Origin of the sequence: Burkholderia sp. WSM2232 (genome assembly GCF_000472545.1) — a bacterium.
Lineage (GTDB): Bacteria > Pseudomonadota > Gammaproteobacteria > Burkholderiales > Burkholderiaceae > Paraburkholderia.
The window spans coordinates 99704-124660 of sequence record NZ_AWZV01000022.1; the positions used below are offsets into that span (position 1 = coordinate 99704).

Consider the following 24957-nt stretch of genomic DNA (forward strand, 5'->3'; position numbering starts at 1 on the left):
CGCATTCTTCGACCGCCCTGCTGCAACGCGCCTACAATGTCGGTTTTACGTTATGAACCGAGGAGCGACACATGTCCACTGTGACTACCGAATCCGGCTTGAAGTACGAAGATATTGTTGAAGGAACGGGCGCCGAAGCGGTTGCCGGCAAGACCGTCAGCGTGCACTACACCGGCTGGCTGACCGACGGCCAGAAGTTCGACTCGAGCAAGGACCGCAACGACCCGTTCGCGTTCGTGCTGGGCGGCGGCATGGTCATCAAGGGCTGGGACGAAGGCGTGCAAGGCATGAAGGTTGGCGGCACGCGCAAGCTCACCATTCCGCCGCAACTCGGCTACGGCGTGCGTGGCGCGGGCGGCGTGATTCCGCCGAATGCAACGCTCGTTTTCGAAGTCGAATTGCTCGACGTCTGAAGCTTCGCTCCGCTCGCCTGTCTGCTGATCAGTCCCATGACGCACGCCGCCGTGACTGCCCCTAGCGTTTCTCTGCGCCGCTTCGGCGCGCAGGAGGCGTCGGACGTGCACGACTTCCACCAGGTCGTACTCGGACTGGAGGGCGCGATGGTGATGGCCGTGAACGGCGTTGAGCAGCAGATTGACGCGCGTTGTGCGTGGCTCGTTCCCGCGGGCGCGCGGCACGACTATGCGGGGCTCGGCGAAAACCGCCAGTTGGTGCTGGATTTGCCGGCCACGACGCTGGCCGTGCCGGAGCGGCTCTTCGACCGGGCGCGGGCCATTACCTTCGATGCTCCGTTCACCGCGCTCGTGCAGCGCATTGCTTTGCGCGCCGCGCAGGGCGCATCGGAAGACGCTGTCGCGGCTCGGCGCTTTCACTGGGACGCGGCGGCTCGCCTCGGCGCGGCGCTGGTAGCGGGCGCGGGCACACAAAGCAAAGAAGCGCCCGCCGCGGGGCTCGACTTCGCGCGCATCGACCGTTGGTTGCGCGCGCATCTGTCAGAGCCGCTGCGTATTGCCGATCTTGCCGCGCACTGCGGCTTAGGCGTGCGGCGCTTTCATCAACTCTTTGTCGAAGCGTTCGGCGAAACGCCGCATCGCTATTTACAGCGGCTGCGGCTCGATACGTCGCTCACACTGCTCGCCGATCCGCGGCGTTCGCTAACAGACATTGCGTTTGATACCGGCTTTGGCGATCAGAGCGCTTATACGCATGCCTTCACGCGGCGGTTCGGGCTTGCGCCGGGTCAGTGGCGCGCGTTGCGGCACTGAGCGAGCGGTTTTCAACGGCGCCGCATCGGGCGCTACCTTATTGGCGGATCAATCACTGGCGCAAAAAAAAGCGCGCCGGCCAATTCGCCCAGCGCGCCGCGTATCGACTTACTCACCTGTTACAGGCCGGAAAGCGCGTCGGTCCTACGCGGCGCCGGCCGTGACCAGCGGACACCTCTTCATATGAACTGCTTCGAGCCGACGCGAACGCCGACCACCAGGCTCGACACGCTCGCGGCGGCATAGCGCGGCGCACATGCGGCCGCGCCATGCCGCGAGGCCCGTCCGGGCTTAGCCTACCGACAACTGCAAATGCAACTGCGAGCGCGCGGGGCCGCCACCGTCGATTGCTTCGCTCGCGGCGTCGCGGTCGGACTGTGACGACGGCGCAAGACGCGCGGTTTCGATGCGGTCGAGGTACTCGGTGGTTACGTCGCCAGTCACGTAGTTGCCGTCGAAGCACGACGCCTCGAACTCCTTGAGCGCCGGGTTGATGTCGCGCACGGCCTGCTTGAGCGCATCGACGTCCTGATACACGAGATGGTCGGCGCCGATCATGCGCGCCACTTCCTCGTCCGAACGGCCGTGAGCGACCAGTTCGCCGCGCGTGGGCATGTCGATACCATAGACGTTCGGGAACTTCACCGGCGGCGCGGCCGAAGCGAAGATCACCTTATTCGCGCCGGCGTCGCGCGCCATCTGGACGATCTCGTGCGACGTGGTGCCGCGCACGATGGAGTCGTCGACGATCAGCACGTTCTTGCCCTTGAACTCGATGCCCATTGCGTTGAGCTTCTGACGCACCGACTTCTTGCGCACCGCCTGGCCCGGCATGATGAACGTGCGGCCGACATAGCGATTCTTGAAGAAACCCTCGCGATATTCGACGCCCAGCTTCTTTGCGACCTGCATGGCCGCCGGACGGGACGAATCGGGAATCGGCATGACGACGTCGATTGCAACATCGGGCAATTCGCGCTTGATCTTCTCAGCGAGGTAATCGCCCATGCGCAGACGCACGTTATAGACCGGCACGCCGTCCAGCACCGAGTCCGGACGCGCGAGATACACCAGCTCGAAAATGCACGGGTTCAGGCTCGGACTGGTCGCGCATTGCTGCGAATGGACGTTGCCGTCGAGGTCGATGAATATCGCTTCGCCGGGCGCCACGTCGCGCACGAATTCAAAGCCAATGCCTTCGATCGCCACCGATTCCGACGCCAGCATCCACTCCACGCCTTCCGGCGTTTCGAGCTTGCCGAGGCACAGCGGGCGAATGCCGAACGGGTCGCGGAAGCCGAGCAGTCCGTAACCGGCGATCAGCGAGACGATCGCATACGAACCGCGCACCCGGCGATGCACGCCCGACACCGCCTTGAAGAGCGCCGCCGGGTCGAGTTGCAAGCCCGAGCTCGAAAGCTGCAATTCGTGCGCGAGCACGTTGAGCATCACTTCCGTGTCGGAATTGGTGTTGATGTGGCGGCGGTCGACGCGGAACATCTCGTCTTTCAACTGCTGCCAGTTGGTCAGATTGCCGTTATGCGCGAGGATGATGCCGAACGGCGCGTTCACGTAGAACGGCTGCGCTTCTTCCTCGCTCGAAGCCGAGCCGGCCGTCGGGTAGCGCACCTGGCCGATGCCGGTGTTGCCCGGCAGGCTGCGCATGTTGCGCGTGCGGAACACGTCGCGCACCATGCCGTTGGCCTTGTGCATGTGGAAATTGCTGCCGTTCGCCGTCGCGATACCGGCGGCGTCCTGACCGCGGTGCTGCAGCAGCAGCAGGCTGTCATAGATCAGCTGGTTGACCGGAGAATGGGAAACTACGCCTACGATGCCGCACATGGCATGTCCTTCAAAGGTACGAAATTCGTCAGAGCGGCCGGTGCCTCGCGAGAGCGCGATATGACGCGACAGTTCGCGACATGATGCCAAGGCAGCCGGTTTGCGCCGGAGTGCTGCCGCGTTCCTTGACCACTCACCTGATCGTCACACGCGGACGTAGGCAGCGAGCGTTTCCGGAAGCAGCGGTTTCATTACGTGCACGCCCTCGACCGCATAGGGCCGCAGCAAGGCGTTGCGCCAGAATTCCTGTTGGGGCAGTTCGGTCAGGCCGGCGAGGGCGACCAGAATCAGCACCAGAACGACCCCGCGCACGAGGCCGAACATCAAACCGAGCGAGCGGTCCACGCCGCTCAGGCCAGTAGCCTGCACGATACGGGAAAGCAGCGCATTCAGGACGCTTGCCACCAGCACCACGCCGATCGCCACCAACGCAAAGGCCAACAGCCACTGGGTCAACGCGCCGCCCGGCCACGTGGACGGAATATACGGCACGACATAACCGACGAAGCGGCAAGCAATGAAAAACGCCGCAATCCAGCCGATGAGCCCGAACACTTCGGACAAAAACCCGCGCCATGTGCCGCGCAAGGCCGACAAACCGATCACCGCCATTACAGCGTAGTCGAAGGCAGTGAACATCGCTCGCTTTACTGTGCGGCGCCGCTGTTCGCGCCCGACCCTAAACCGGCCTCGCGAACCTTCGCGATGGCGGCGCTTGCCGCTGCGCGATCCGCGAACGGACCGGCACGCAACAGCGTGAGCGTCGAGCCGTCTGCCTGCTTCCGATGTTCGGTATATGCGGGTACGCCGGCTGCTTTCAACCTGGTTGCCCAATTACGCGCGTTGGCTTCGTTTGCAAAGGCGCCCAGTTGGACCGCGAAACGGCTGCCCGGCGGCGAGGCCGGCGTGCCGGAATTCGCGTCGGCGTTTGCTGCGACATTGGTTTCGTCCGCGGACGGCGCGGCGGCCGTCGTATTGCTGCGGGTTGCCGGCTTGTTGACCGCGCTGTTGGCGGGATTGTTGGCCAGTTTCGACGCCTGTGCGGCGGATGCCGGTGCCTTCGCGGTATTGGCTGCGACTGCGGGCGCTGGCGCCCTGGCAGCAGGCTTCGCGCCGGGAGCGGGATTGGCGCTCGCCTCGGCGTGCGTAGTTTCTTTGCCGGCCTGCTGGCTCGCGTCTTTCCTCGCGGCGCCCGCTTGCCCTTGCGCAACCGACGGCGCCGCCGAGGAGGCCGGTGCGAGACTCGAAGCCGCGAGCGCAGCGTCCGGCGTGGGATTATCCGGTGCGACGCCAGCCTGCGTGTCTACTTCGTGCCTGGCGAGCCGGGGCGCGGGGCGGCTGGGAATGTCAATCGAGATGTCGTCGGTAACCGGCTTCGGGTGCGAGTCGAGCACCATGGGGAGCACGACCACCGCTGCCACGACCATTGCGATCGCGCCGACCAGGCGGCGCCGCGCACGTTGTTTTTCCGGCAGCGTGGGGTCGAGCAGCATCGCATCGGCATCGACGGTGCGCTCGGTGCGGCGGGTTCGCCGCTCCACGCGCTCGCTACGGGCGGCCCGGGTGGAACTGGTGTTTGCGCCGCGCCTGCTGGGCGCGTCGTCTTTCTTGCCGAACGAGAAAATTCCCATGAATCGCTTGGTTCGAGCGTGGCGCCCGTTCAGTGTTGCTGCGATTTACGGTAGGCCATAACGCCCGCTACCGTATAGAAACTGCCGAAAACCACAATTCTATCATTCTCTGACGCCCGCTTTAGCGCATCTTGGTACGCCTCTGCAGGCGTCGCGTAACGCGTTACGCTGCTGTCGCCGCTGTCCTGCACGCCCTGATCGCGCAACGCGGCCTCGAGCTGTTGCGCCGATGCCGCTCGCGGCGTCGGCAGGTCGGTGACGCACCAGTGATCGATTTCGCCCTTCAGGTGCGCGAGCACGCCGGCAATGTCCTTATCGGCCATCATGCCGAACACGCCGTATGTGTAGGGGAAAAAGCCCATGTTGCCGAGGTTCTGGCCCAGCACAGCGGCCGCGTGTGGGTTATGGCCGACATCCAGCACGATGGCCGGCTTGCCCGGCAACACCTGGAAACGTCCGGGCAACTCGACGTTCGCGAGGCCGAGGCGGATGTCTTGGGCCGAAACCGGCAGACGGTCGCGCAGCGCTTCCAGGCCGGCTAAAGCGGCGGACGTGTTGATCAACTGATTCGCGCCGCGCAGTGCCGGATAAGCGAGCGCCGAGCGCCGCAGCGTCGGGCCCACGTAGCTCCATTGCTGCCGCTCGCTGCCGGCTTGGCCTTCGTAGCGGAAATCGCGGCCAAATAGCCACAGTTCGGCGCCGATCTGCTCCGCATGGTCGATCAGCGTTTGCGGCGCAACCGGGTCAGCGCAGATGGCGGGCTTGCCAGCGCGGAAAATGCCCGCCTTTTCGAGCGCGATTTTCTCGCGCGTGTCGCCCAGGTATTCCGTGTGGTCGATGTCGATGCTGGTGATGATCGCGCAGTCGGTGTCCAGAATATTCACAGCGTCGAGGCGCCCGCCCAGGCCTACTTCGAAAATCACCGCGTCCAGCCCGCGCGACGCGAACAGGCTCATGATCGCCAGCGTCGTGAACTCGAAATAAGTCAGCGAAACCGGTTTCCCGAGGCTCATGCGCGCTGCCTCCACTTTCTCGAAGTGCGGCAGCAGGTCGGCGTCGCTCGCCATTTGGCCGTTGATCCGCGCGCGTTCGTTGAATGACAGCAAATGCGGCGAAGTATGACAGCCCACGGTGAAACCGGCGCGCAGCAGGATCGATTCGAGGATCGCGCACGTCGAACCCTTGCCGTTCGTTCCACCCACCGTAACGACCGGGCAGGCAAACGACAGTTGCATCGCGTCGCGCACCTGGCTTATACGTGCGAGACCCATGTCGATACCGACCGGATGCGCGGATTCGAGATGCGTGAGCCACGCGTCGAGGGTGGGGAATGTGGTCATCGGGTGAATCGCGAGAAAATCATTGAGCGGTGTTACAAACATGCGCGGCGCGGCGCCTTGCGCAGTATGTGAGACCGTGATTATCCCGGAAATGACAGCGCGCCGCTTGATTGCTCATGCGGCGCGCTATGTTTTGCAGATTTTTTCGCTGACGGCGCCGGGCTGGCTGCATCCCGAGGCACTGTGACGGTGGCCGGGAAGCCGGCCTCCGGGCCCGTGCGCTTCGCCGAACTTACGCGACGGCGTCCGCCGGCTGGTGGCTCAGGAGCGCCATCAGTTGAGCGAGCTCTTCGCGCAGCCTGCGACGGTCCACGATCATGTCGATCGCGCCCTTCGTCAGCAGGAACTCGGCGCGCTGGAAGCCTTCCGGCAGCTTTTCACGCACGGTCTGTTCGATCACGCGCGGGCCGGCAAAGCCGATCAGCGCCTTGGGTTCCGCGATAACGACGTCGCCGAGGAACGCGAAACTCGCCGACACGCCGCCCATGGTCGGATCGGTCAACACGGAAATGAACGGCAGCTTGGCTTCGGCCAGCTTTGTCAGCATGGCGGTGGTTTTCGCCATTTGCATCAGCGAAAGCAGGCTTTCCTGCATGCGCGCGCCGCCCGACGCGGTAAAGCAGATGAACGGCACTTTCTGCTCGAGCGCATTCTGCGCGCCGCGGGCAAAACGCTCGCCGACCACCGAGCCCATCGAGCCGCCCATGAACGAAAACTCGAAACAGGCCACCACCACCGGCAACGTGTGGATCGCGCCGCCCATGACGACCATGGCGTCGGTCTCGTCGGTCTCGTCCATGGCCTCTTTCAGGCGGTCCGGGTACTTGCGGCTGTCCTTGAACTTGAGCGCGTCGACCGGAACGATCTCCTGGCCGATTTCATAGCGGCCTTCCGGATCCAGCAGGCTGTCTAGCCGCTCGCGCGCGCCGATGCGCATGTGGTGGTCGCACTTCGGGCACACATGCAGATTGGCCTCCACGTCGTTGCGATACAGCACGGCTTCGCACGACGGGCACTTGATCCACAGGCCTTCCGGAATCCCCTTGCGGCTCTTCGGGTCGGTTTGTTTGATTTTCGGCGGCAGCAGCTTATCGAGCCAGCTCATATTGAATCCTTCTGGGGTCAACGGTTGCGCAAACGGCGGGACAAACCCGCCGCTCGCACTACAGACGACAAATCACTGTTATCGGGCAGTCGCAACGCTATCGAGCGCTTCGCGCACCTCAGCGACGAAACGCGTGAGCGTTTCGGCGGCGGTTTCCGGGGCGGCCTGCTCGAGCAATTGCACGATACGGCTGCCGATCACCACGGCGTCGGAAACTTCGGCCACGAGGCGGGCCGTTTCGGCGTCACGAATGCCAAAACCGACGCCCACCGGCAGGGGCACGCGCGACTTGATCGCCGGGATTTTACTCGCGATGCTGGAAACGTCCAGATTTGCCGCTCCGGTCACCCCTTTTAGCGACACGTAATAGACATAACCACTCGCAATCTTGCCGACTTCGGCAATGCGCTCGTCGGTGGAGGTGGGCGCCAGCAGGAAAATCGGATCGATCCCAGCCGCGCGCATCTTTTCGGCGAAATTCGCGCATTCTTCCGGCGGGTAGTCGACCACGAGCACGCCGTCCACGCCGGCTTCCTTCGCCGCCTGGGCGAAGGCTTCGGTGCCCATGCGTTCGATGGGGTTGGCGTAGCCCATCAGCACGACAGGCGTGGTGTCGTTGGTTTCGCGAAACCGCTTGACGTCCGCCATCACGTGGCGAAGCGACACGCCGTGCGCCAACGCGCGCTCGGACGATTGCTGGATGACCGGGCCGTCGGCCATCGGGTCGGAAAACGGTACGCCGAGTTCGATGACGTCGGCGCCGCCCGCGGCCAGCGCGTGCATGAATTCGACCGTGCGGGCCGGGTCGGGGTCGCCCGCCGTCATGAAAGGAATCAGGCCTTTTCTGCCCTGCTCGGACAGCGCAGCGAATGTACTTTTGATACGGGACATGGAGTTATTCTCGATTGAGCTACTGCGCGCGGCGCGTCATTGCACTTCAGGCTGCCGCTGCGCTCCCGCTTTGACGGGCGCACGCCCGGCGGGCGTGGCAGCGACAGCGCTAACGCGCTCCCGCGCTATCGCGCAGTAACTTTCATTGATCTCATAGCCGACGAATTCGCGCTGCTGGCGGGCGCAAGCGACTGCGGTGGTGCCGCTGCCCATGAAAGGGTCGAGCACGCGGCCGCCCTTCGGACAACTTGCCAGCACCATGCGCTCGACAATCTCCAAAGGCTTCTGCGTGGGATGATCGACGCGCTCGGCATGTTGCCGGTGCAGCCTCGATACAGACCAGACGTCCTTCGGATTATAGCCAAGCTCCAGCCACTTGCTCCCTTCGAACAACTTACGCGAACGCGCCTTCTTCGTGGCGGCATCGTACGGGATGCGGACGGGATCGAGGTCGAAATAATAATCTTTCGACACCGCGAAGAAACCGATGTTGTCGTGCACCGACGTGAAACGGCGCGTCGTTCCGCCCATGCTCGGCACACGCCGGTCCCAGATGATCTCGTTGATCATCAGGAGTTTTGTCTTCAGGAAGCTGAAGATTTCCGGCGCGTATTGCCACGTGCAGAAGATATAGAGCGAGCCCCACGGCTTGAGCTTCGGAATGGCAAGCTCGAGCCAACCGCGCGTCCAGGCGAGAAAGTCGTCGCCGCTGCGCATGTCGGAGTCGTTGCCGTAATCCTTTCCGAGACCGTACGGCGGGTCGCAGAGGATCAGGTCGATCGACCCGTCAGGAATATTCGCCACATCGGTCAGAAAGTCGCGGTTCAACAACTGGATGCCTGCGGGCACCTGCGGCAACAGCAGCGCAGGCGCCTCGGGCGCCAGAAGCTCCTCAGCCGGCGCCGTTTCGCTGGTCGCCTGTTGGGGTTCGTCGAACTCGTCGCGCATCGCGGGCGCGCTCAGAACTGAATGCCCGATCGCTCGGCGACCGTGTGCATGTCCTTGTCGCCACGCCCGGACAGGTTCACCAGCAGGTGCTTGTCCTTTGCGAGCGTCGGCGCGAGTTTCGTCGCGTAAGCCAGTGCATGGCTCGATTCCAGCGCCGGAATGATGCCTTCGACACGGCAGCAATCATGGAACGCCTTGAGCGCTTCTTCGTCCGTGATGCCGACATATTGCGCGCGGTTAGACTCTTTTAGCCACGCATGCTCTGGCCCGACGCCCGGATAGTCCAGACCGGCGGACACCGAATGCGTCTCGATGATCTGCCCGTTCTCGTCTTGCAGCAGGTAGGTGCGGTTGCCGTGCAGCACGCCGGGACTGCCGCCGATGAGAGACGCCGCGTGCCGGCCCGACTCGATGCCGTCGCCGGCCGCTTCCACGCCGATCAACTGCACGGAAGCATCGTCGATATACGGATAAAAGATCCCCATTGCGTTCGAACCGCCGCCAACGCACGCGATCACCGCGTCGGGCTGACGCCCGATCAGCTCCGGCATTTGCACTTTGCACTCGTCGCCGATTACGCGCTGGAAGTCGCGCACCATCATGGGATAAGGATGCGGCCCCGCGACCGTACCGATAATGTAGAAGGTGTTTTCGACGTTGGTTACCCAATCGCGCATGGCCTCGTTCAGCGCATCTTTCAGCGTGCGCGAGCCCGACTCGACCGGCACGACCGTGGCACCGAGAAGTTTCATCCGGTACACGTTCGCAGCCTGGCGGCGCACGTCTTCGGCGCCCATGTAGACCACGCATTCCATACCAAAGCGGGCCGCGATTGTCGCAGTTGCCACGCCATGTTGTCCGGCGCCGGTTTCTGCGATCACGCGCGGTTTGCCCATGCGCTTGGCCAGCAACGCCTGACCGATCACGTTATTGATCTTGTGCGCGCCGGTGTGATTCAGGTCTTCACGCTTAAGGAAAATCTGCGCGCCGCCGAGTAGCTCGCTCCAGCGCTGCGCGTGGTAAATCGGCGAAGGCCGGCCCACAAAGTACTTCAGCTCGCGCTCGTATTCCGCAACAAAGCCGGGGTCTTTCTGGAATTTCTCGTAGGAGGTACGCAGCTCGTCGAGTGCGTGAACCAGCGTTTCAGCGACGAACACGCCGCCAAATTGGCCGAAATGGCCTCTTTCGTCAGGCAAGTTATACATGAGGTCACTCTTTCGTGGCGTGCGGCGCGCTCAAAGGCGCCGCACCGCGGAATCACTCGGCGTCCGCCGCGCGCACTGCGCGTACGAACGCCGCCATCCGGGCGTGATCTTTCACGCCCTTGGCACCCGGCACTTCGATGCCGCTCGAGACATCGACCGCGTACGGGCGCACGCGATGGATCGCATCACTGACGTTTTGCGCGTTCAACCCACCACTCAAAACGGCCCGACGCGCGAGCTCTGCTGGAATAAGTGACCAATCGAAAACCTTCCCGCCGCCGCCATAGCCGTCGACATGAGTGTCGAACAGAAAACCATTGGCGCCTGAATAGTTGAGAGCCGATTTTACCAAATCGGCCGACTGAGTATCCGACGCAACGCGCAACGCACGCAACCAAGGCAAACCCGCAATGCCGGCAAGCGATTCGCACTGGTCCGCCGTCTCGTCGCCGTGAAATTGCAACAGCGAGAGCCCGACGTTGCTCACCACTTCGCGCAGCCACTGCGGCGTGGGGTTCACGAACAGGCCGACCACCGACACGAAGGGCGGCACGTCCCGCACCAGCTCGACGGCCTGCGCGACGCTGACCGCGCGCGGGCTCGGCGGATAGAACACCAGGCCTATGGCGTCGGCGCCCAGGTCGACAGCATGGCTGACGTCAGCCGCTTTCGACAGGCCGCACAGCTTGATGCGCGTGCGCCGGGGCACGGTTTGCTGCTGGCCGCCGGTAGCCGATGCCGGCGCGGCGTTGTCAGTGGCGAGAATATCGGTCGAACTCATGTCTGTGCCTGCTCGTTCCATACGGTGCTCCACGGCACGCTGCCGGTCTGCGGCGCGGGCACGGCGAAGTGCTCAGGATAGCCCACCTGCGCGAGGTACAAGCCGTCCGGCATGAAAGTCGGCGCGGCCCATTCGCGGTCGCGGCTCGCGAGGACCTCTGCCATCCACTGAACCGGGCGACGGCCTTTGCCGATATAAACCAGGCAGCCCATCAGGTTGCGCACCATGTGATGCAGGAATGCGTTTGCCCTGAAGCGAAAATGCACGAAGTCGCCGTCCCTCTGAATGTCGATCTGATACAGATGTTTGACCGGCGTTTTCGACTGGCATTGCGACGAGCGGAACGCCGAAAAGTCGTGTTCGCCGATCAATTGCGCGGCCGCTGCACGCATCGCGTCGATATCCAGCGACGCGTGGACCCAACCCGCGCGCCCCGCGAGCATCGGCGAACGGACCGGATGCACGTATAGCACATAGTAATAAGTGCGCTCGAACGCGGAAAACCGCGCGTGGAACGCGTCGGGCATCGGCTTGGCCCACTGCACCGAAATGGTCTTCGGCAAAAACGAATTCGTGCCCCGGACCCAGGACACATCGGCCCGCTCCAGTTCGGTGTCGAAATGGACGACCTGACCCAACCCATGCACGCCCGTGTCCGTCCGCCCTGCGACGACGGTGTGCACAGGCGTCTGCGCGAACTCGCGCAGCGCCCGTTCCAGCTCGTCCTGGACCGTGTTGCCATGCGGTTGCGACTGCCACCCGCAGAACGCCGTGCCGTCGTACTGAATGCCTAGCGCAATCCGCTTCACGACAACGGAGCGAGCGTCGAGAGCAGCGCGCGGGCGTCGTTGCGCGTGGCCGGATCGTTGGCTTCGATCACTTCGTTGATCAGCGTGCGCGCGCCGGCCAGATCGCCGAGTTCGATGTACTCGGCGGCCAGCTCCAGCTTGTTTCGCGCAATGCGGGCCAGATCGGCAGGCGTGAACGCGGGCAGCGGCTGCGTCGGACTGGGCGGCAGTTCCAGGTCGAAGTCGAGTTTCAGCGCGCCGAAACCCGCCGTGCCCAGACTACCGGCGCCCAAGCCTGCTACCGCGCCGCGGGCCGCCGTGCCCGCGGCAATTTCGTCAGCGGCGTGCGGCGCCTCATCTGCGTCAGGCGGCGGCGGAACGGCTTGCCGCGCCGTCGTTTCGGGCGACGCAACGGGTTGACTGCTCAGTGATTCCGGTGCGCGCATGGGTTCCGCGCCCGAGCCGACACGCGGCGGCAACGGCATGTCGAGGCTACCGAAAGCATCCACGGCGGCGCGCGGGAATTGTGTAGCCGCTGCCACGCCAGGCTCCTTGTGCGCGGGCGTGCCGAGCTCGTCGTCGTGAACTTGCGGGCCTGGTGCCGGGGTCTGCGGGAGCAACGGCTCCGGCGGCAACGGTTCGTCGTCCCATTCCAGACGATGCGACAACGGTTCCGGCTCCCACGCCTCGTTCAACGGTTCGAGCGGCGCTCGCGGCAAAGCGTCGGCGCCCAGTTCGGCGGCGGCGCCCAGGCTTGCGGCTGCGGTCGCATTCTGCAGGTTTTCGCCGTCTTGCTCCGACGCCGCCCCGGTTTCCTCGAACGCGGCGATTGGCTGCGATGAGCGCGGTTCTGCGGGCAGTTCCGCATGGGACGGCACGGAAGTCGCCAATGGTTCATCAGACGCGGGCTGTCGTGCTGTGGCCAAGTCAGCCGTCTGGAGCGGCGTCTCTCCAGTTGCATCTTCCGGTGACAGTTCGTGCGGTGCCACGTCCTGCGGTGTGCGCTGCTGTTCCGACGCGAGTTCAGCTTGACGCAATGCCGCCTGGTCCCGGGCCGCGGCTTGCTGGGCGGCTGTTTCCTCGGCAGTACCGACGGCTGCAGTGTCCGCTGCGTGTGGTTCAGCCATTAGGCGCTGAGCGTGGGCATCCTCGTGTGCAGCGTCGTCGGCGGCAACCTGCCCTACTATTTCGCGTTCCGAAGCGCTCTGCGCGGCGGCCCGAGCATCCGCTTCGCGCGCCTGCGCGTCACGTGCGGCGGCCGTGCGCATCTCAGCCTCGCGCTCGGCCGCGACGCGCTCCGACATTTCCCGTGCCGCTGCATCGCCTTCAGCCGCTTCGCGCTCGGCGGCCGCTGCCGCGACGGCTGCCGCTGCGGTAGGTGCTGCGACCGCCGTGGGTGCATGCTGCGCAGCTGCGGTCCCAAGGTTAGCGCCCTCATCTCCGTCGACCGTGTCGCCGCGAGTGGCAACCGAAGCCGCCACTTCCACGTCATTCGACGACTCGGCCTTCTCCGACGCTTCGGCTCGGCGCGCCTCGGCGAGGCGCTCACGCTTGCGCCGACCCATCCGCAAAGCAGCCAGCAGTACCACCAGCGCCGCGCCGACCGCGGCGCCCACCGCGAGGTTCGTCTGCGAAATGCCGGGCTCGTTGGACGTCGACATAGCGGCGCCTGCATGGCCAGGCACGACAGCCACGGTGGATGCGCCCGCCACCGATGGCGTACCGCTTCCCGAAGCAGCGGTCGGCGCCGCCGGCGCTCCGCCTATGCCATGCTTTTGCAATTCCATCAGCACGCGGTTCTTCAGCGCGAGCAGTTGCTGCAAGCTGGACACTTGCGCGCGCGGCTGCGAGGCACCCGTGACAGCGGCGGCCCCGCTCGCCGACGGCTGAACCGATCCGGCCCACACATGCGTGCCGCTCGCAGCCGACGCCGCCTGCAAGCCCGCGGCAGGCGCCGACGAAACAGCGTCGCTGGAAGCGGCCGAACTAGCGTCCGTCGCCGCACTGGCCGCGGTTTGTGCGGCAGCGGCAGGCGGGGTCGGCGCCGCTGCTTGCGCCGCGGGACTTTCCGCGCCGGTCGCGCCGCTCGCACTAGCCGCCGCGGCACTGCCTTGCGTGGCGCCGCTCGCGGCCGCCACAACCGAAGCATTCGACGACGACGAACCACTAGCAGCCGTCGGCGCGGAGGCTCCCGCCGCGGTCGCCGCCACTGCACCCGACGCGTCGAGCGGCGGCACAGTCAACACCGAGCCAAGACGCATGCGATTAGCATCGTGGCCCATGAACGCGTTCGGGTTCGCGTCGAACAGAGCACGGGCCGCGCGTGCAAGCGTGGCCCGGTCGCGCGATTGAGTCACCGCAATCGCCACGTCGTTCAGCGACTGACCCGGCTTGACCGTATATTGCCCGCCGCCCGAGTAAGACCCAGACGCCGCCACGGGCGCTGATGCCGCGGCACCGTCCGGCGCGCTCGCGGCGTCGAGCGGCACGGCGAATGCGCTGCCAAGGCTCGCGCCCGTCAGCAGGAACGCCAAAGCGGCTGCGGCCGCGAGGCGGCAAGTATCTGGGCGCGCAAACATGGCCCGAAGGGAAGCGAGTCGAAGATTCATCGGGACTCCTGGCGCGTCAGCGCGCGGCCCTTTTTTGCGGTTATAAAGAGACAAGATAATCGGAGCACACAAATGAAAAAAGCGCCGCGCAAGCGCGACGCTTCTTGAGTTTTCTACGCGTCGTGACCGCGTAGTTTACTTTACTTGTCGAGCACAATGCGAAGCATGCGGCGCAGCGGCTCAGCCGCGCCCCACAGCAGCTGATCGCCGACCGTGAATGCGGACAGATACTCACCGCCCATGGCCAGCTTGCGGACGCGTCCGACCGGCACCGTCAGCGTGCCCGTGACGACTGCCGGCGACAGGTCGCGCATCGACGCTTCGCGCTCGTTCGGCACGACCTTGACCCAGTCGTTGCCCGAAGCGAGGATGCTGTTCACTTCGTCCAGCGGCACGTCCTTGTTCAGCTTGATGGTGAGCGCCTGCGAGTGGCAGCGCATTGCGCCGATGCGCACACACAGGCCGTCCACCGGAATGGAACCGGGCGTACCCATGGCCGGCTTGCCGAGAATCTTGTTGGTTTCGGCGCCGCCCTTCCATTCTTCCTTCGACATGCCGTTGCCAAGGTCCTTGTCGATCCACGGAATCAGCGAACCGGCGAGCGGCACGCCGAAGTGGTCGGTCGGCATGCTGTCGCTGTTCATCGCTTCAAGCACGCGGCGGTCAATATCGAGAATCGCTGAAGCCGGGTCCGCGAGCTCGTTCTTCACCGCGCCATGCAGCGTGCCCATTTGCGAAAGCAACTCGCGCATGTTCTGCGCGCCCGCGCCCGACGCGGCCTGGTACGTCATGGCCGTCATCCAGTCGACGAGGTTTTCGCGGAACAGGCCGCCCAGCGCCATCAGCATCAGACTGACCGTGCAATTGCCGCCGATGAAATTCTTCTGGCCTTTGACCAGCGCGTTCTTGATCACGTCCAGGTTGACAGGATCGAGAATGATGACCGCGTCGTCCTTCATGCGGAGCGCGGAAGCCGCGTCGATCCAGTAGCCGTTCCAGCCCGCTGCGCGCAGCTTCGGGAACACTTCGTTCGTGTAGTCCCCGCCCTGGCAGGAGATGATTGCTTCGCACTTCTTCAGGTCTTCAATGCTTGTCGCATCTTTGAGCTTGGTCTCGTTCTTGGCGAACGACGGCGCGTTGCCGCCCGCGTTGCTGGTGCTGAAAAACACCGGTTCGATCAAGTCGAAATCGCCTTCCTGCTGCATACGCTGCATCAGGACGCTGCCGACCATGCCGCGCCAACCTACGAGACCTACGTTCATGACTTCATACCCTTCGAATGGAAACTTCCCCGCATCTTTGCCCGCAGTGACCGCGCGGGGAAGATGAGCGGGCACGACGGACGATCAGCGTTTCGTGATCGTTTTCGGGGTAATCGTTTTAATCAGCGCTTGAGTGGAAATGGCGAGCTCAACCACACGGGCCGTTTTGCCGTGCAGTTTCGAAATCGTGGAGATTTGAGCCATTTGTGCCATCGCTACAATATACACGAAAACCGGAATCCGGCGACGTTGTTGTCCGCCGCTGTCGTCCTTTGTCGTCTTTTGTGGTCTCTGTTGCGCGCGAATCGGCTTTTATTGGCCCGATTCGCGTATTAAAGACTAATTTAACGGCTCGCGCGGCACGCATTGGAGCGCGCCGCGCATGAGCGCGGCTTGGTAGCCGCGCGCTAGCCGCTTTACAGTGCGGCGACCACTGCGTCGCCCATGGCGACCGTGCCCACCTGCTTGCAGCCGGGCGTCAGGATGTCGCCGGTGCGGTAGCCCTGCTCCAGCACCTTTTTCACAGCATTTTCAATGCGGTCCGCCTGCTCGGCCTTGTTCAGCGAATAGCGCAGCATCATGGCGGCCGACAAGATAGTGGCGAGCGGATTGGCAACGCCTTTGCCCGCGATGTCCGGCGCGGAGCCGTGCGACGGCTCGTACAAGCCCTTGTTGTTTTTGTCGAGCGACGCCGAGGGCAGCATGCCAATGGAGCCCGTGAGCATGGCGGCCTCGTCGGACAGAATGTCGCCGAACATGTTGCCGGTCACGATCACGTCGAACGACTTCGGCGCCTTCACCAGTTGCATGGCGGCGTTGTCGACGTACATATGCGACAACTCGACGTCCGCGTATTCCTTGGAGACGTCGATCATCACGTCTTTCCAGAACTGCGATGTTTCGAGCACGTTCGCCTTGTCCACCGAAGTGAGCTTCTTGCCGCGCTTTTGCGCCGCCTGGAAGGCGACGTGCGCAATACGGCGCACTTCGGGCTCCGAATAACGCATGGTGTCGAAACCTTCTTTCGAACCGGCGAACAGGCCGTCCGGCGCTTCGCGCACGCCGCGCGGCGCGCCAAAGTAGATGTCGCCGTTCAGTTCGCGCACGATCAGAATGTCGAGGCCCGAAACGATTTCTTCCTTCAGTGACGAAGCGCCGGTGAGTTGCGGATAGCAGATTGCCGGACGGAAGTTCGCGAACAACTGCAGATGCTTGCGCAGTCCGAGAATGGCCTGCTCGGGGCGCAGCGCGCGTTCGAGCTTGTCGTACTTCCAGTCGCCCACCGCGCCGAACAGGATTGCGTCGGCTTCCTTCGCGAGCGCGAGCGTGGAATCAGGCAGCGGATGGCCCTTCGCCTCGTAGCCCGCACCGCCAACCGGCGCTTCTTCCAGTTCGAATTGTTCGCCAAGCACGTTCAGGACCTTGACGGCCTCCTTGACGATCTCGGGGCCGATGCCGTCGCCCGGCAACACTGCGATCTTCATGCGAATTCCTTAATGATTTTCTTCGAGACGTTCAGCTTGTGCCGCCAACGCGCGCCGACCCGCAGCGCGCACAAGCTTTATCCGACGATGCGGTGACCCAGCCACGGCTGCTTCGCCATGCGCTCGGCTTCGAACTGGCGAATCTTGTCCGCGTGACGCAGCGTGAGGCCGATGTCGTCGAAACCGTTCAGCAGGCAGTATTTGCGGAAAGGTGCGACTTCGAACGGATACTCGGTCGCGCCGTCCGACGTGCGCACGACTTGCGCCTCGAGGTCGACGGTCAGCTGGAAACCGTTGAACGCGTGCGTCTCGTTGAACAGATGATCGACCTGCTGTTCGCTCAGTACGATCGGCAGCAGCCCGTTCTTGAAGCAGTTGTTATAGAAAATGTCCGCGAAGCTCGGCGCGATGATCGCGCGGAAGCCGTATTGCTGGAGCGCCCACGGCGCATGTTCGCGCGAGCTGCCGCAGCCGAAATTCTTGCGCGCGAGCAGCACCGAAGCGCCCTGATAGCGCGGCTGGTTCAGCACGAAGTCCGGGTTCAGCGGACGCTTCGAGTTGTCCTGGCCCGGCTCGCCGTGGTCCAGATAACGCCATTCGTCGAAAGCGTTCGGACCAAAACCCGTGCGCTTGATCGACTTCAGGAATTGCTTGGGAATAATCGCGTCCGTGTCGACGTTCTCGCGATCGAGCGGCGCCACGACGCCGGTGTGTACGATGAATTTATCCATGACGCTTGCGCCTGTTTCAGGACCGGGCGATGCGTGTGGCGGCATGAAGGCCGCGAGCCACATCGCCGGCAAAAATCAAAAACCGGTTATTTCTCAGCGTGATTGCTGATCGAATTGCCGAGGTGCGACATGTCCTGCCCAAATCCGTGCACCGTGTTGCAGCCGGTCAGACCGAGCAGCAACCCAGCCAGAGCACCGAGCGCGAAGCGACGCAGTAGAGTAGTGCGATTCATGTTGTTCATCATGCGATTTATCCCAGCTTGCGAATATCGACAAAATGCCCTTCGATGGCCGCGGCTGCGGCCATGGCGGGGCTCACGAGATGGGTACGGCCACCGGCGCCCTGACGACCTTCGAAATTGCGATTCGAGGTGGACGCGCAGCGCTCGCCCGGCTCCAGCCGGTCGGCGTTCATCGCGAGACACATCGAGCAGCCCGGCTCACGCCATTCGAAACCGGCCTCCGTAAACACCTTGTCGAGACCTTCGCGCTCGGCCTGCGCTTTCACGAGACCCGAGCCCGGCACGACCATGGCGAGGCGAATATTCGGCGCGACGCGGCGCCCCAGTTTCTTCACGACGTATGCGGCGGCGCGAATGTCTTCAATGCGCGCGTTGGTACACGACCCGATGAAGATTTTATCCGGCTTGATCGACTCGATTGGCGCGTTGGGTTCCAGCGCCATGTATTTGAGCGCGCGCTCCATGGCGTCGCGCTTGACCGGATCTTTCTCGCGCTCGGGATCGGGCACGCGGCCGTCCACGGCGGTGACCATTTCGGGCGAGGTGCCCCACGTGACTTGCGGCACGATTTCCGCCGCATTCAGCTCGACCACGCGGTCGAAATGCGCGCCTTCGTCGGACTTGAACTGCTTCCAGTATTCGACGGCCACGTCCCACTCCGCGCCTTCCGGCGAGAACGGACGGCCCTTCAGATAGTCGATCGTGATGTCGTCCACGGCGACCATGCCGGCGCGCGCGCCCGCTTCGATCGCCATGTTGCACACGGTCATGCGGCCTTCCATGGAGAGCGCACGGATCGTCGAGCCGCCGAATTCTATGGCGTAGCCCGTGCCGCCCGCCGTGCCGATCTTGCCGATGATCGCAAGCACGATGTCTTTCGCGGTACAGCCGCGCGGCAGTTGGCCTTCCACCTTGACCAGCATGTTCTTGCTCTTCTTCTGCAAGAGCGTTTGCGTGGCCAGCACGTGCTCCACTTCAGAAGTGCCGATGCCGTGCGCGAGCGCGCCGAACGCGCCGTGCGTGGACGTATGTGAGTCGCCGCAGACGATCGTCATGCCAGGCAGCGTGGCGCCCTGCTCGGGCCCGATGATATGCACGATGCCCTGGCGCAGGTCGTTCATCTTGAACTGCGTGATGCCGAAGGCGTCGCAGTTCGAGTCCAGCGTGTCGACCTGCAGCTTCGAAACCGGATCGGCAATGCCGTGGCTGCGGTCCGTGGTCGGCACGTTATGGTCCGACACAGCCAGGTTCGCGCTGATGCGCCACACCGGACGCTCGGCCAGCTTCAGCCCTTCGAACGCCTGGGGGCTGGTGACTTCGTGCAGCAGGTGACGGTCGATATAGAGAATCGTCGTGCCGTCTTCTTCCGTGTGGATCACGTGCGTGTTCCACAATTTGTCGTAGAGAGTCTGTGCCATGGTATGCGGGGTAGTAATGACTGCGGGCTGACTGTGTCGGTCGATTATGCCACGCCAAGTCACGCCGTGGGCCGTCGCATCATGGAAAAAAGCGATAAAAAACAGTGAGTTGGGTGGTAGTGTCGATACCTGTATCGGGGGCACCCGGCAAGCTGCCTGCAAGATTGCCGCCGTTGCGAAGGGCGCCTGCCGCACAGACGGGCGCGACTCTTGCGACCGGTTCCGCGTCCGGCGCGTATGCTCCCAACAGCATCGCGGCAGGAACGGTAGCGGGTAGTAGTGAAGACGGTAACACTCACACTCTTTCGGAGGTCTGCATGCTTTCCTTCATTGGTACGGTGATCGTAGGGCTGATCGTGGGACTGATTGCACGGGCACTGAAGCCCGGCGACGACCGCATGGGCCTGCTCATGACCATCATTCTGGGCATTGCCGGCTCGCTGATTGCGGGCTACGTGGGGCGGGCGCTCGGCTGGTATCAGCCGGGCCAGGCGGCGGGGTGGATTGCATCGGTGATCGGCGCGATCGTGCTGTTGCTGATCTACGGGGTGGTGCGCCGACGGGCCTGATTGCCGCGCGTTCACGGCAAAGGGCTAGGCGGTCGAGTCACCGCGTAAACGGCAAGGCGAGGCGTGTTACTCACCGCCTCGCCTGCCGCACGCCCTAGCGCGGCAACTCGAACCCGAGTTGCACGCGGCCGAGCGCCGTCAGATCGCTTTCCTGTGCGCGGCCGGCGAAGTCCGTCTCGAAGTGGTCGGCGGGAAAATCGGGCGGGCTTTCGCCGTGCAGAAAGCTTGGCAACTGGCGCCTCAGATACGCTTCGTTTTTCTCGCACCACGGCGCGGACGCGATATACATCACGTTGCTGTAGCCCTTGCCGCGATGCGCGTCCTCGACCGAATGCACCACGTCGCTGTGCCAGAACACCGCATCCCCCGGCTGCATATGCGGGATCGGCGTGACGGCTTCCAGCAGCAGGCCGTGCCACTCGGCCTTGATCGACAGGGCTCGCGCGGCTTGGGCACCGCACAGTTCGTCGTCGGGAACGTCGTCCTGGAGCGCGCGCAGAATGACGTAAGCCATGACGTTTGCGATTGGGACCAGTTGCAAGGTGCCGTCGCCGGGGCCTTGCGGCGTCAGCGCGGTCCAGCCCTGAAATGTGCGGAACATCGAGCACACGGCCGGCGATGGAATTTCCTGGACATCCGGCCGGTAAGCGGCGTCGAACGGGTCATACGCGCGCCAGTTACCTGACAGCACATGCCGATAGACCTTCTGGAAATTTGGGTCGAGCCAGCGCTCGACCGAGCCGCCATCCACGTGCGGCGACAAGCCCAGCGACTCCGAACCCGGCGGCCGGCGACGAATCCGGTCCGCGTAAACCGGCACGCGCTCAGGATCGAAATGCCGCCTGCCTTCGCTCTCCGACTTCCACAGACGATTGAGGAACACGCGCGTGTTAGTCAGTTGTTCTGACTGGCGCGCGGCTGTCTGAGGCTTGGACCAGTAAATGCCGTAAATCTGCGGCCTGCTCGACGACAGATTGCCGAAATACTTGTCTTCCGCCCGATGCGCGAGCCTGGCGTCGAGATCGTTGCGCACCAGGTAATCGGTGATTTCGTCGTTCCAGTCGCTTGCCTGTTGCCTGTCGAAAACACCGCGCACCACGCACGCGCCACGCACTTTGATGGCGGCAATGGCGGCTGGATCGACACTGCCGGACGCGACCGACGCGTAGTCGAACACGGGAATCGCCTCGCGCCCCTGCGCGCGGTCGCGGTGAATTGCATCGATCTGCTGGCGGATCGCGCCTTCGACTTCGTCGAAAACCTGTTTGTAGTTCGGCAGCGCGGCCCGCAGCGCACGCTTCGCGCTGCGAATCGCCTCCGGAACATTGTCGATGACAAGCGGCATGGTGTGTCTCCGTGTGATGGTCTGTGTAGTGCTGTCCTCCTTGCAGATTAAGGATGTTCGACCGCCGCAAAGCATGCTTTACAGCCAGATACCGATACAATTCAGACATTCGCCGCTGCTTCTGTCCGTGCGGCCGGCTCGCCTGCCTCGGAGCGTCCGCCGTGAAACCTCAATATGAACGCGTGACCATTCCCGACGGTTGCTCGATCCGCGTCTACCATCGGCAACTCGCGCAGATTCCGTTCGAGTGGCATCACCATCCCGAATACGAACTCACGCTGACCATGAACAGCCGTGGCCGCCGGTTCATTGGCGATCACATTGAGGACTACAGCGGCGACGATCTCGTGCTGGTGCCGCCGGACATGCCGCATACGTGGGCGTCGACTGAACCGATCGACGCAAGCGCGCCTCAAGTGGCGATCGTCGTGTGGTTCAGCGGCGACTGGGCGCGGCGTATTGCGGACTGCTGCCCGGAGTTTGCGGCGCTGCGCACGCTGCTGCGACGCGGCGCGCCAGGTCTGCGCTTTTCCAGCGAAGCCGCAGCCTCGGTACGCGAACGCATGGCTGCGTTGCTGGACGCTTTGCCGCGCGTTCGGCTTGGCGCCGTGCTCGACGTGCTGGCGCAACTCTCGGAAGCCGATTCGCAGCCGTTGGCGTCGCCGGCTGCGCATCGACGCGCAACGAACGCCGCGGGGGCGTCCGCGCGGCGCTCTGATCGAGCCGCAGGCTCCCACCAGTTTGTCGACGGTGACAATTCCGCCGGTTACGCAGCCCGAGACCCACGGCAAAAAGTTGGCGGCGCCATCGTTATGGCAGGCGGCAGCGCATCCGAGGCTGAACGTCTGAACCGCGTGCTGGATCTGCTGGACCGGCGTTTTCACGAGCCGCTGCGAATCGCTGAACTGTGCGAGGTTGCCAATCTGTCGGAGCGTTCGCTGCACCGGTATTTCACAAGGCATCTTGGCGAAAGCGTGGGGCGCTATCTGAGCCGGCTACGGATCGGCTATGCGACGCGTCAACTCACAGACACGACATGGCCCGTCGCACTGATCGCCGCGAAAGCCGGCTTTCCGAATCTCGCCAATTTCAATCGACAGTTTCTCGCCGCGCGAGGCATGACGCCGAGCGCGTACCGGCGCTTCTTTGAAACGCACGGCCGGGCGCCGATGGGTCCAGAAGCGGCGCAGCATGATTTGCGGACGCGTTCGCCTTCGCTTGATAAGCCGGGAAGGCGTGAGCGGCCCGCGCCAGAGGCGTGAAGCGCTTTTGTGAGCCACGCCTCGCGGCCCAGTTCTGTGACGCTGGCCGCCGTGTCGCCGTGTCGCCGTGTCGCTCAAAGAAAAACGCCCCAACGGTTGTACCCGTTGAGGCGTTTCTGATTCAGTGCCCTAAAGCCTTTCCAACCTGCAGCGAACAGCCAACTACAGACGGAGAAGACTCAAACCCGATCAGCGTTGCGTGATCGGCTTCGCTTCACGCGGCGTATCGCCGATGAACAGCTGACGCGGGCGGCCAATCTTCTGCTCCGGATCGGCAATCATTTCGTTCCACTGTGCAATCCAGCCGACCGTACGCGCCATCGCGAAGATACACGTGAACATGGACGTCGGGATACCCAGTGCGCGCTGCACGATACCCGAGTAGAAGTCGACATTCGGATACAGCTTGCGCGACACAAAATACTCGTCTTCCAGCGCGATCTTTTCGAGTGCCATGGCCAGCTTGAACAGCGGGTCGTCGTGCAGGCCCAGCTCGTTCAGCACTTCGTGGCAGGTTTCGCGCATCAGCTTCGCACGCGGGTCGTAGTTCTTGTAGACACGGTGACCGAAGCCCATCAGCTTGACGCCGGAGTTCTTGTCCTTCACCTGCTTGATGAACTCAGGAATGTTGTCGACCGAGCCGATTTCTTCCAGCATGTTCAGCGCAGCTTCGTTCGCGCCGCCGTGCGCCGGGCCCCACAGACATGCGATACCGGCTGCGATACACGCGAACGGGTTTGCGCCCGACGAGCCGGCGAGACGCACGGTCGACGTCGACGCATTCTGCTCGTGGTCCGCGTGCAGGATCAGGATGCGGTCGAGAGCACGCACCAGCACGTCGTTGACCTTGTAGTCTTCGCACGGGTTCGAGAACATCATGTGCATGAAGTTCGCGCTGTACGACAGGTTGTTGCGCGGGTACGCAAACGGCTGACCGATGCTGTACTTGTAAGCCATCGCGACGAGCGTCGGCAGCTTCGCGATCATGCGGATAGCCGACACTTCACGGTGGCGCGGATTGTTGATGTCCAGCGAGTCGTGATAGAAGGCCGACAGCGCGCCCACTGCGGCGACCAGAATCGCCATCGGGTGCGCGTCGCGACGGAAACCGCGGAAGAAGAAGTGCATTTGCTCATGCACCATCGTGTGGTTCGTCACGGTCTTCACGAACTCGGCCTTCTGCTCGACGTTGGGCAGTTCGCCCTTCAGCAGCAGGTAGCACGTTTCGAGGAAGTCAGCGTTCTCCGCGAGGTTGTCGATCGCGTAGCCGCGGTAGAGCAACTCGCCCTTATCGCCGTCGATGTAGGTGATCGCCGAATTGCACGCCGCCGTCGACATGAAGCCAGGGTCGTACGTGAACTTGCCAGTCTGGCCGTACAGTTTGCGGATGTCGATCACGTCCGGGCCGAGAGTGCCCTTGTAAATCGGCATTTCAACGCTCGGCGAATTGTCGCTGAACGATAGCGTGGCTTTAACATCTGACGGGGTCATAGCACATCCTCAATCGAAGAATGGAAACGGGGTTTCGATAATTGCACGCTCGGAACAACGCACTCGCGGCGCTCAAGCGTTGCGCAACAGCTCCAGAACCCGGATCACATCCGGGTCGGCAAGCTCGCCTTCAGGTTCCTTGCGCGCGAGAAGCAAGTCCATCAGGTCGTTATCGCTCAGCTCGAGCAGGCGCGTAAGTGCGCCCACATCGGCATCGCTGAGGTCATGCTCATATCGGCTGAAGAAACGCTCAAAGATCAGATCGTTTTCCAGCAGGCCTCGCCGGGCGCGCCAGCGAAGACGCGCGCGGCGGAGAGGGTCGGACTGATGCGGTGCATCGTTCATGTCAATACTTGCCGGGTCGCCCCGGGTCGTACCACCGCATGAAGGACAGCGAACGACGCGAAGCATGAAGGTTATTCAGTCTAGACAGTACGCCGAACCATCAATTCCTTGATCTTGCCGATTGCCTTGGTCGGGTTCAATCCCTTCGGGCAGACGTCGACGCAGTTCATGATGGTGTGGCAGCGGAACAGCCGGTACGGGTCTTCCAGGTTGTCGAGCCGCTCGCCCGTNGCCTGGTCGCGGCTGTCGGCGATGAAGCGGTACGCCTGCAGCAGACCNGCCGGGCCCACGAACTTGTCCGGATTCCACCAGAAGCTCGGGCACGACGTCGAGCAGCTCGCGCACAGAATGCACTCGTACAGCCCGTCGAGCTCGTCGCGCTCTTCCGGCGACTGCAGACGCTCCTTCTCCGGCGGCGGCGTGTCGTTGATCAGGTACGGCT

General features: G+C 63.5%; 24 protein-coding genes. 4 read left to right on the top strand and 20 right to left on the bottom strand.

Features of this window, described 5'->3' with window-relative positions; genetic code table 11:
* Positions 1-71 precede the first annotated feature (71 nt).
* Together F757_RS0120645 and F757_RS0120650 are read left to right on the top strand one after the other, a co-directional pair.
* Complete coding sequence (locus tag F757_RS0120645) at positions 72-413, top strand: FKBP-type peptidyl-prolyl cis-trans isomerase (RefSeq protein WP_006047612.1); 342 nt, start codon at positions 72-74, stop codon at positions 411-413.
* Between the two features lie 36 nt (positions 414-449).
* Positions 450-1226, top strand: a complete 777-nt coding sequence (locus F757_RS0120650) for an AraC family transcriptional regulator (RefSeq protein ID WP_027213054.1) — start codon at positions 450-452, stop codon at positions 1224-1226.
* 291 nt (positions 1227-1517) lie between these two features.
* On the opposite strand, the gene purF is transcribed toward F757_RS0120650, so the two are convergent.
* The 16 genes from purF to leuC all read right to left on the bottom strand — a co-directional run bounded on the left by purF (position 1518) and on the right by leuC (position 19503).
* Positions 1518-3068, bottom strand: coding sequence for an amidophosphoribosyltransferase (purF, locus tag F757_RS0120655; RefSeq protein ID WP_027213055.1), 1551 nt, complete (start codon positions 3066-3068; stop codon positions 1518-1520).
* 144 nt (positions 3069-3212) lie between these two features.
* Positions 3213-3707, bottom strand: coding sequence for a CvpA family protein (locus tag F757_RS0120660; RefSeq protein ID WP_013342048.1), 495 nt, complete (start codon positions 3705-3707; stop codon positions 3213-3215).
* 8 nt (positions 3708-3715) lie between these two features.
* Complete coding sequence (locus tag F757_RS0120665; protein WP_027213056.1) at positions 3716-4699, bottom strand: SPOR domain-containing protein; 984 nt, start codon at positions 4697-4699, stop codon at positions 3716-3718.
* A 29-nt stretch (positions 4700-4728) separates the two neighbouring features.
* Positions 4729-6039 (bottom strand): bifunctional tetrahydrofolate synthase/dihydrofolate synthase, encoded by a 1311-nt coding sequence (gene folC, locus F757_RS0120670; protein WP_027213057.1) that lies wholly within the window; start codon positions 6037-6039, stop codon positions 4729-4731.
* A gap of 232 nt (positions 6040-6271) precedes the next feature.
* Positions 6272-7144: an acetyl-CoA carboxylase, carboxyltransferase subunit beta gene (gene accD, locus F757_RS0120680; RefSeq protein ID WP_027213058.1), complete on the bottom strand. Its 873-nt coding sequence runs from the start codon at positions 7142-7144 to the stop codon at positions 6272-6274.
* A 78-nt stretch (positions 7145-7222) separates the two neighbouring features.
* Positions 7223-8035 carry a tryptophan synthase subunit alpha gene (trpA, locus tag F757_RS0120685; RefSeq protein ID WP_027213059.1) on the bottom strand — a complete coding sequence of 271 codons (813 nt, stop codon included), beginning with the start codon at positions 8033-8035 and terminating at the stop codon, positions 7223-7225.
* Positions 8036-8071: 36 nt separating this feature from the next.
* Positions 8072-8983, bottom strand: a complete 912-nt coding sequence (locus tag F757_RS0120690; RefSeq protein ID WP_027213060.1) for a DNA-methyltransferase — start codon at positions 8981-8983, stop codon at positions 8072-8074.
* A gap of 11 nt (positions 8984-8994) precedes the next feature.
* Positions 8995-10188, bottom strand: coding sequence for a tryptophan synthase subunit beta (gene trpB / locus F757_RS0120695; RefSeq protein WP_027213061.1), 1194 nt, complete (start codon positions 10186-10188; stop codon positions 8995-8997).
* 52 nt (positions 10189-10240) lie between these two features.
* Complete coding sequence (locus tag F757_RS0120700; RefSeq protein WP_198021424.1) at positions 10241-10990, bottom strand: phosphoribosylanthranilate isomerase; 750 nt, start codon at positions 10988-10990, stop codon at positions 10241-10243.
* Positions 10966-11778, bottom strand: coding sequence for a tRNA pseudouridine(38-40) synthase TruA (truA, locus tag F757_RS0120705; RefSeq protein ID WP_027213063.1), 813 nt, complete (start codon positions 11776-11778; stop codon positions 10966-10968). Before truA ends, F757_RS0120700 begins: the two co-directional genes overlap by 25 nt.
* Complete coding sequence (locus tag F757_RS0120710; RefSeq protein ID WP_027213064.1) at positions 11775-14366, bottom strand: FimV/HubP family polar landmark protein; 2592 nt, start codon at positions 14364-14366, stop codon at positions 11775-11777. Before F757_RS0120710 ends, truA begins: the two co-directional genes overlap by 4 nt.
* Positions 14367-14506: 140 nt before the next feature.
* Entirely contained in the window at positions 14507-15628 is a 1122-nt protein-coding gene (asd, locus tag F757_RS0120715; protein WP_013342058.1) for an aspartate-semialdehyde dehydrogenase, read from the bottom strand.
* A gap of 416 nt (positions 15629-16044) precedes the next feature.
* The gene (gene leuB, locus F757_RS0120725) at positions 16045-17112 is read right to left on the bottom strand and encodes a 3-isopropylmalate dehydrogenase (protein ID WP_027213065.1); all 1068 of its coding nucleotides are present in this window, start codon (positions 17110-17112) and stop codon (positions 16045-16047) included.
* A 77-nt stretch (positions 17113-17189) separates the two neighbouring features.
* Positions 17190-17843 carry a 3-isopropylmalate dehydratase small subunit gene (gene leuD, locus F757_RS0120730; RefSeq protein ID WP_027213066.1) on the bottom strand — a complete coding sequence of 218 codons (654 nt, stop codon included), beginning with the start codon at positions 17841-17843 and terminating at the stop codon, positions 17190-17192.
* A gap of 86 nt (positions 17844-17929) precedes the next feature.
* Positions 17930-18088, bottom strand: coding sequence for an entericidin A/B family lipoprotein (locus F757_RS0120735; protein WP_013342061.1), 159 nt, complete (start codon positions 18086-18088; stop codon positions 17930-17932).
* 5 nt (positions 18089-18093) lie between these two features.
* Entirely contained in the window at positions 18094-19503 is a 1410-nt protein-coding gene (leuC, locus tag F757_RS0120740) for a 3-isopropylmalate dehydratase large subunit (RefSeq protein WP_027213067.1), read from the bottom strand.
* A 317-nt stretch (positions 19504-19820) separates the two neighbouring features.
* Between leuC and F757_RS0120745 the strand changes: the two genes are divergently transcribed.
* The gene (locus F757_RS0120745; RefSeq protein WP_027213068.1) at positions 19821-20072 is read left to right on the top strand and encodes a GlsB/YeaQ/YmgE family stress response membrane protein; all 252 of its coding nucleotides are present in this window, start codon (positions 19821-19823) and stop codon (positions 20070-20072) included.
* A 94-nt stretch (positions 20073-20166) separates the two neighbouring features.
* Here the strand turns inward: F757_RS0120745 and F757_RS0120750 are convergent, their stop codons facing one another.
* Positions 20167-21417 (bottom strand): DUF1479 domain-containing protein, encoded by a 1251-nt coding sequence (locus tag F757_RS0120750; protein ID WP_027213069.1) that lies wholly within the window; start codon positions 21415-21417, stop codon positions 20167-20169.
* Between the two features lie 161 nt (positions 21418-21578).
* Between F757_RS0120750 and F757_RS0120755 the strand changes: the two genes are divergently transcribed.
* A complete protein-coding gene (locus F757_RS0120755) occupies positions 21579-22679 on the top strand; it encodes a helix-turn-helix domain-containing protein (RefSeq protein ID WP_027213070.1) in 1101 nt (366 codons plus the stop codon).
* Positions 22680-22868: 189 nt separating this feature from the next.
* Here the strand turns inward: F757_RS0120755 and gltA are convergent, their stop codons facing one another.
* The 3 genes from gltA to F757_RS0120770 all read right to left on the bottom strand — a co-directional run.
* The gene (gene gltA, locus F757_RS0120760; RefSeq protein WP_013342066.1) at positions 22869-24170 is read right to left on the bottom strand and encodes a citrate synthase; all 1302 of its coding nucleotides are present in this window, start codon (positions 24168-24170) and stop codon (positions 22869-22871) included.
* A 72-nt stretch (positions 24171-24242) separates the two neighbouring features.
* Positions 24243-24515, bottom strand: a complete 273-nt coding sequence (locus F757_RS0120765; RefSeq protein WP_027213071.1) for an FAD assembly factor SdhE — start codon at positions 24513-24515, stop codon at positions 24243-24245.
* An 80-nt stretch (positions 24516-24595) separates the two neighbouring features.
* The coding region (locus F757_RS0120770) for a 4Fe-4S dicluster domain-containing protein (protein WP_027212980.1) at positions 24596-24957 on the bottom strand (362 nt) is incomplete at its 5' end.

Excerpts from the sequence above, each read along its gene's own strand:
- F757_RS0120750 (WP_027213069.1), bottom strand. The coding sequence starts at position 21,417 with ATGCCGCTTGTCATCGACAATGTTCCGGAGGCGATTCGCAGCGCGAAG.
- accD (WP_027213058.1), bottom strand. The coding sequence starts at position 7,144 with ATGAGCTGGCTCGATAAGCTGCTGCCGCCGAAAATCAAACAAACCGAC.
- F757_RS0120745 (WP_027213068.1), top strand. The coding sequence starts at position 19,821 with ATGCTTTCCTTCATTGGTACGGTGATCGTAGGGCTGATCGTGGGACTG.
- asd (WP_013342058.1), bottom strand. The coding sequence starts at position 15,628 with ATGAACGTAGGTCTCGTAGGTTGGCGCGGCATGGTCGGCAGCGTCCTG.
- trpB (WP_027213061.1), bottom strand. The coding sequence starts at position 10,188 with ATGTATAACTTGCCTGACGAAAGAGGCCATTTCGGCCAATTTGGCGGC.
- folC (WP_027213057.1), bottom strand. The coding sequence starts at position 6,039 with ATGACCACATTCCCCACCCTCGACGCGTGGCTCACGCATCTCGAATCC.
- leuD (WP_027213066.1), bottom strand. The coding sequence starts at position 17,843 with ATGGATAAATTCATCGTACACACCGGCGTCGTGGCGCCGCTCGATCGC.
- F757_RS0120665 (WP_027213056.1), bottom strand. The coding sequence starts at position 4,699 with ATGGGAATTTTCTCGTTCGGCAAGAAAGACGACGCGCCCAGCAGGCGC.
- F757_RS0120660 (WP_013342048.1), bottom strand. The coding sequence starts at position 3,707 with ATGTTCACTGCCTTCGACTACGCTGTAATGGCGGTGATCGGTTTGTCG.
- F757_RS0120765 (WP_027213071.1), bottom strand. The coding sequence starts at position 24,515 with ATGAACGATGCACCGCATCAGTCCGACCCTCTCCGCCGCGCGCGTCTT.
- leuC (WP_027213067.1), bottom strand. The coding sequence starts at position 19,503 with ATGGCACAGACTCTCTACGACAAATTGTGGAACACGCACGTGATCCAC.
- trpA (WP_027213059.1), bottom strand. The coding sequence starts at position 8,035 with ATGTCCCGTATCAAAAGTACATTCGCTGCGCTGTCCGAGCAGGGCAGA.
- F757_RS0120650 (WP_027213054.1), top strand. The coding sequence starts at position 450 with ATGACGCACGCCGCCGTGACTGCCCCTAGCGTTTCTCTGCGCCGCTTC.
- F757_RS0120710 (WP_027213064.1), bottom strand. The coding sequence starts at position 14,366 with ATGAATCTTCGACTCGCTTCCCTTCGGGCCATGTTTGCGCGCCCAGAT.
- leuB (WP_027213065.1), bottom strand. The coding sequence starts at position 17,112 with ATGAAGATCGCAGTGTTGCCGGGCGACGGCATCGGCCCCGAGATCGTC.
- gltA (WP_013342066.1), bottom strand. The coding sequence starts at position 24,170 with ATGACCCCGTCAGATGTTAAAGCCACGCTATCGTTCAGCGACAATTCG.
- F757_RS0120690 (WP_027213060.1), bottom strand. The coding sequence starts at position 8,983 with ATGCGCGACGAGTTCGACGAACCCCAACAGGCGACCAGCGAAACGGCG.
- F757_RS0120735 (WP_013342061.1), bottom strand. The coding sequence starts at position 18,088 with ATGATGAACAACATGAATCGCACTACTCTACTGCGTCGCTTCGCGCTC.
- F757_RS0120645 (WP_006047612.1), top strand. The coding sequence starts at position 72 with ATGTCCACTGTGACTACCGAATCCGGCTTGAAGTACGAAGATATTGTT.
- purF (WP_027213055.1), bottom strand. The coding sequence starts at position 3,068 with ATGTGCGGCATCGTAGGCGTAGTTTCCCATTCTCCGGTCAACCAGCTG.
- F757_RS0120700 (WP_198021424.1), bottom strand. The coding sequence starts at position 10,990 with ATGGAACGAGCAGGCACAGACATGAGTTCGACCGATATTCTCGCCACT.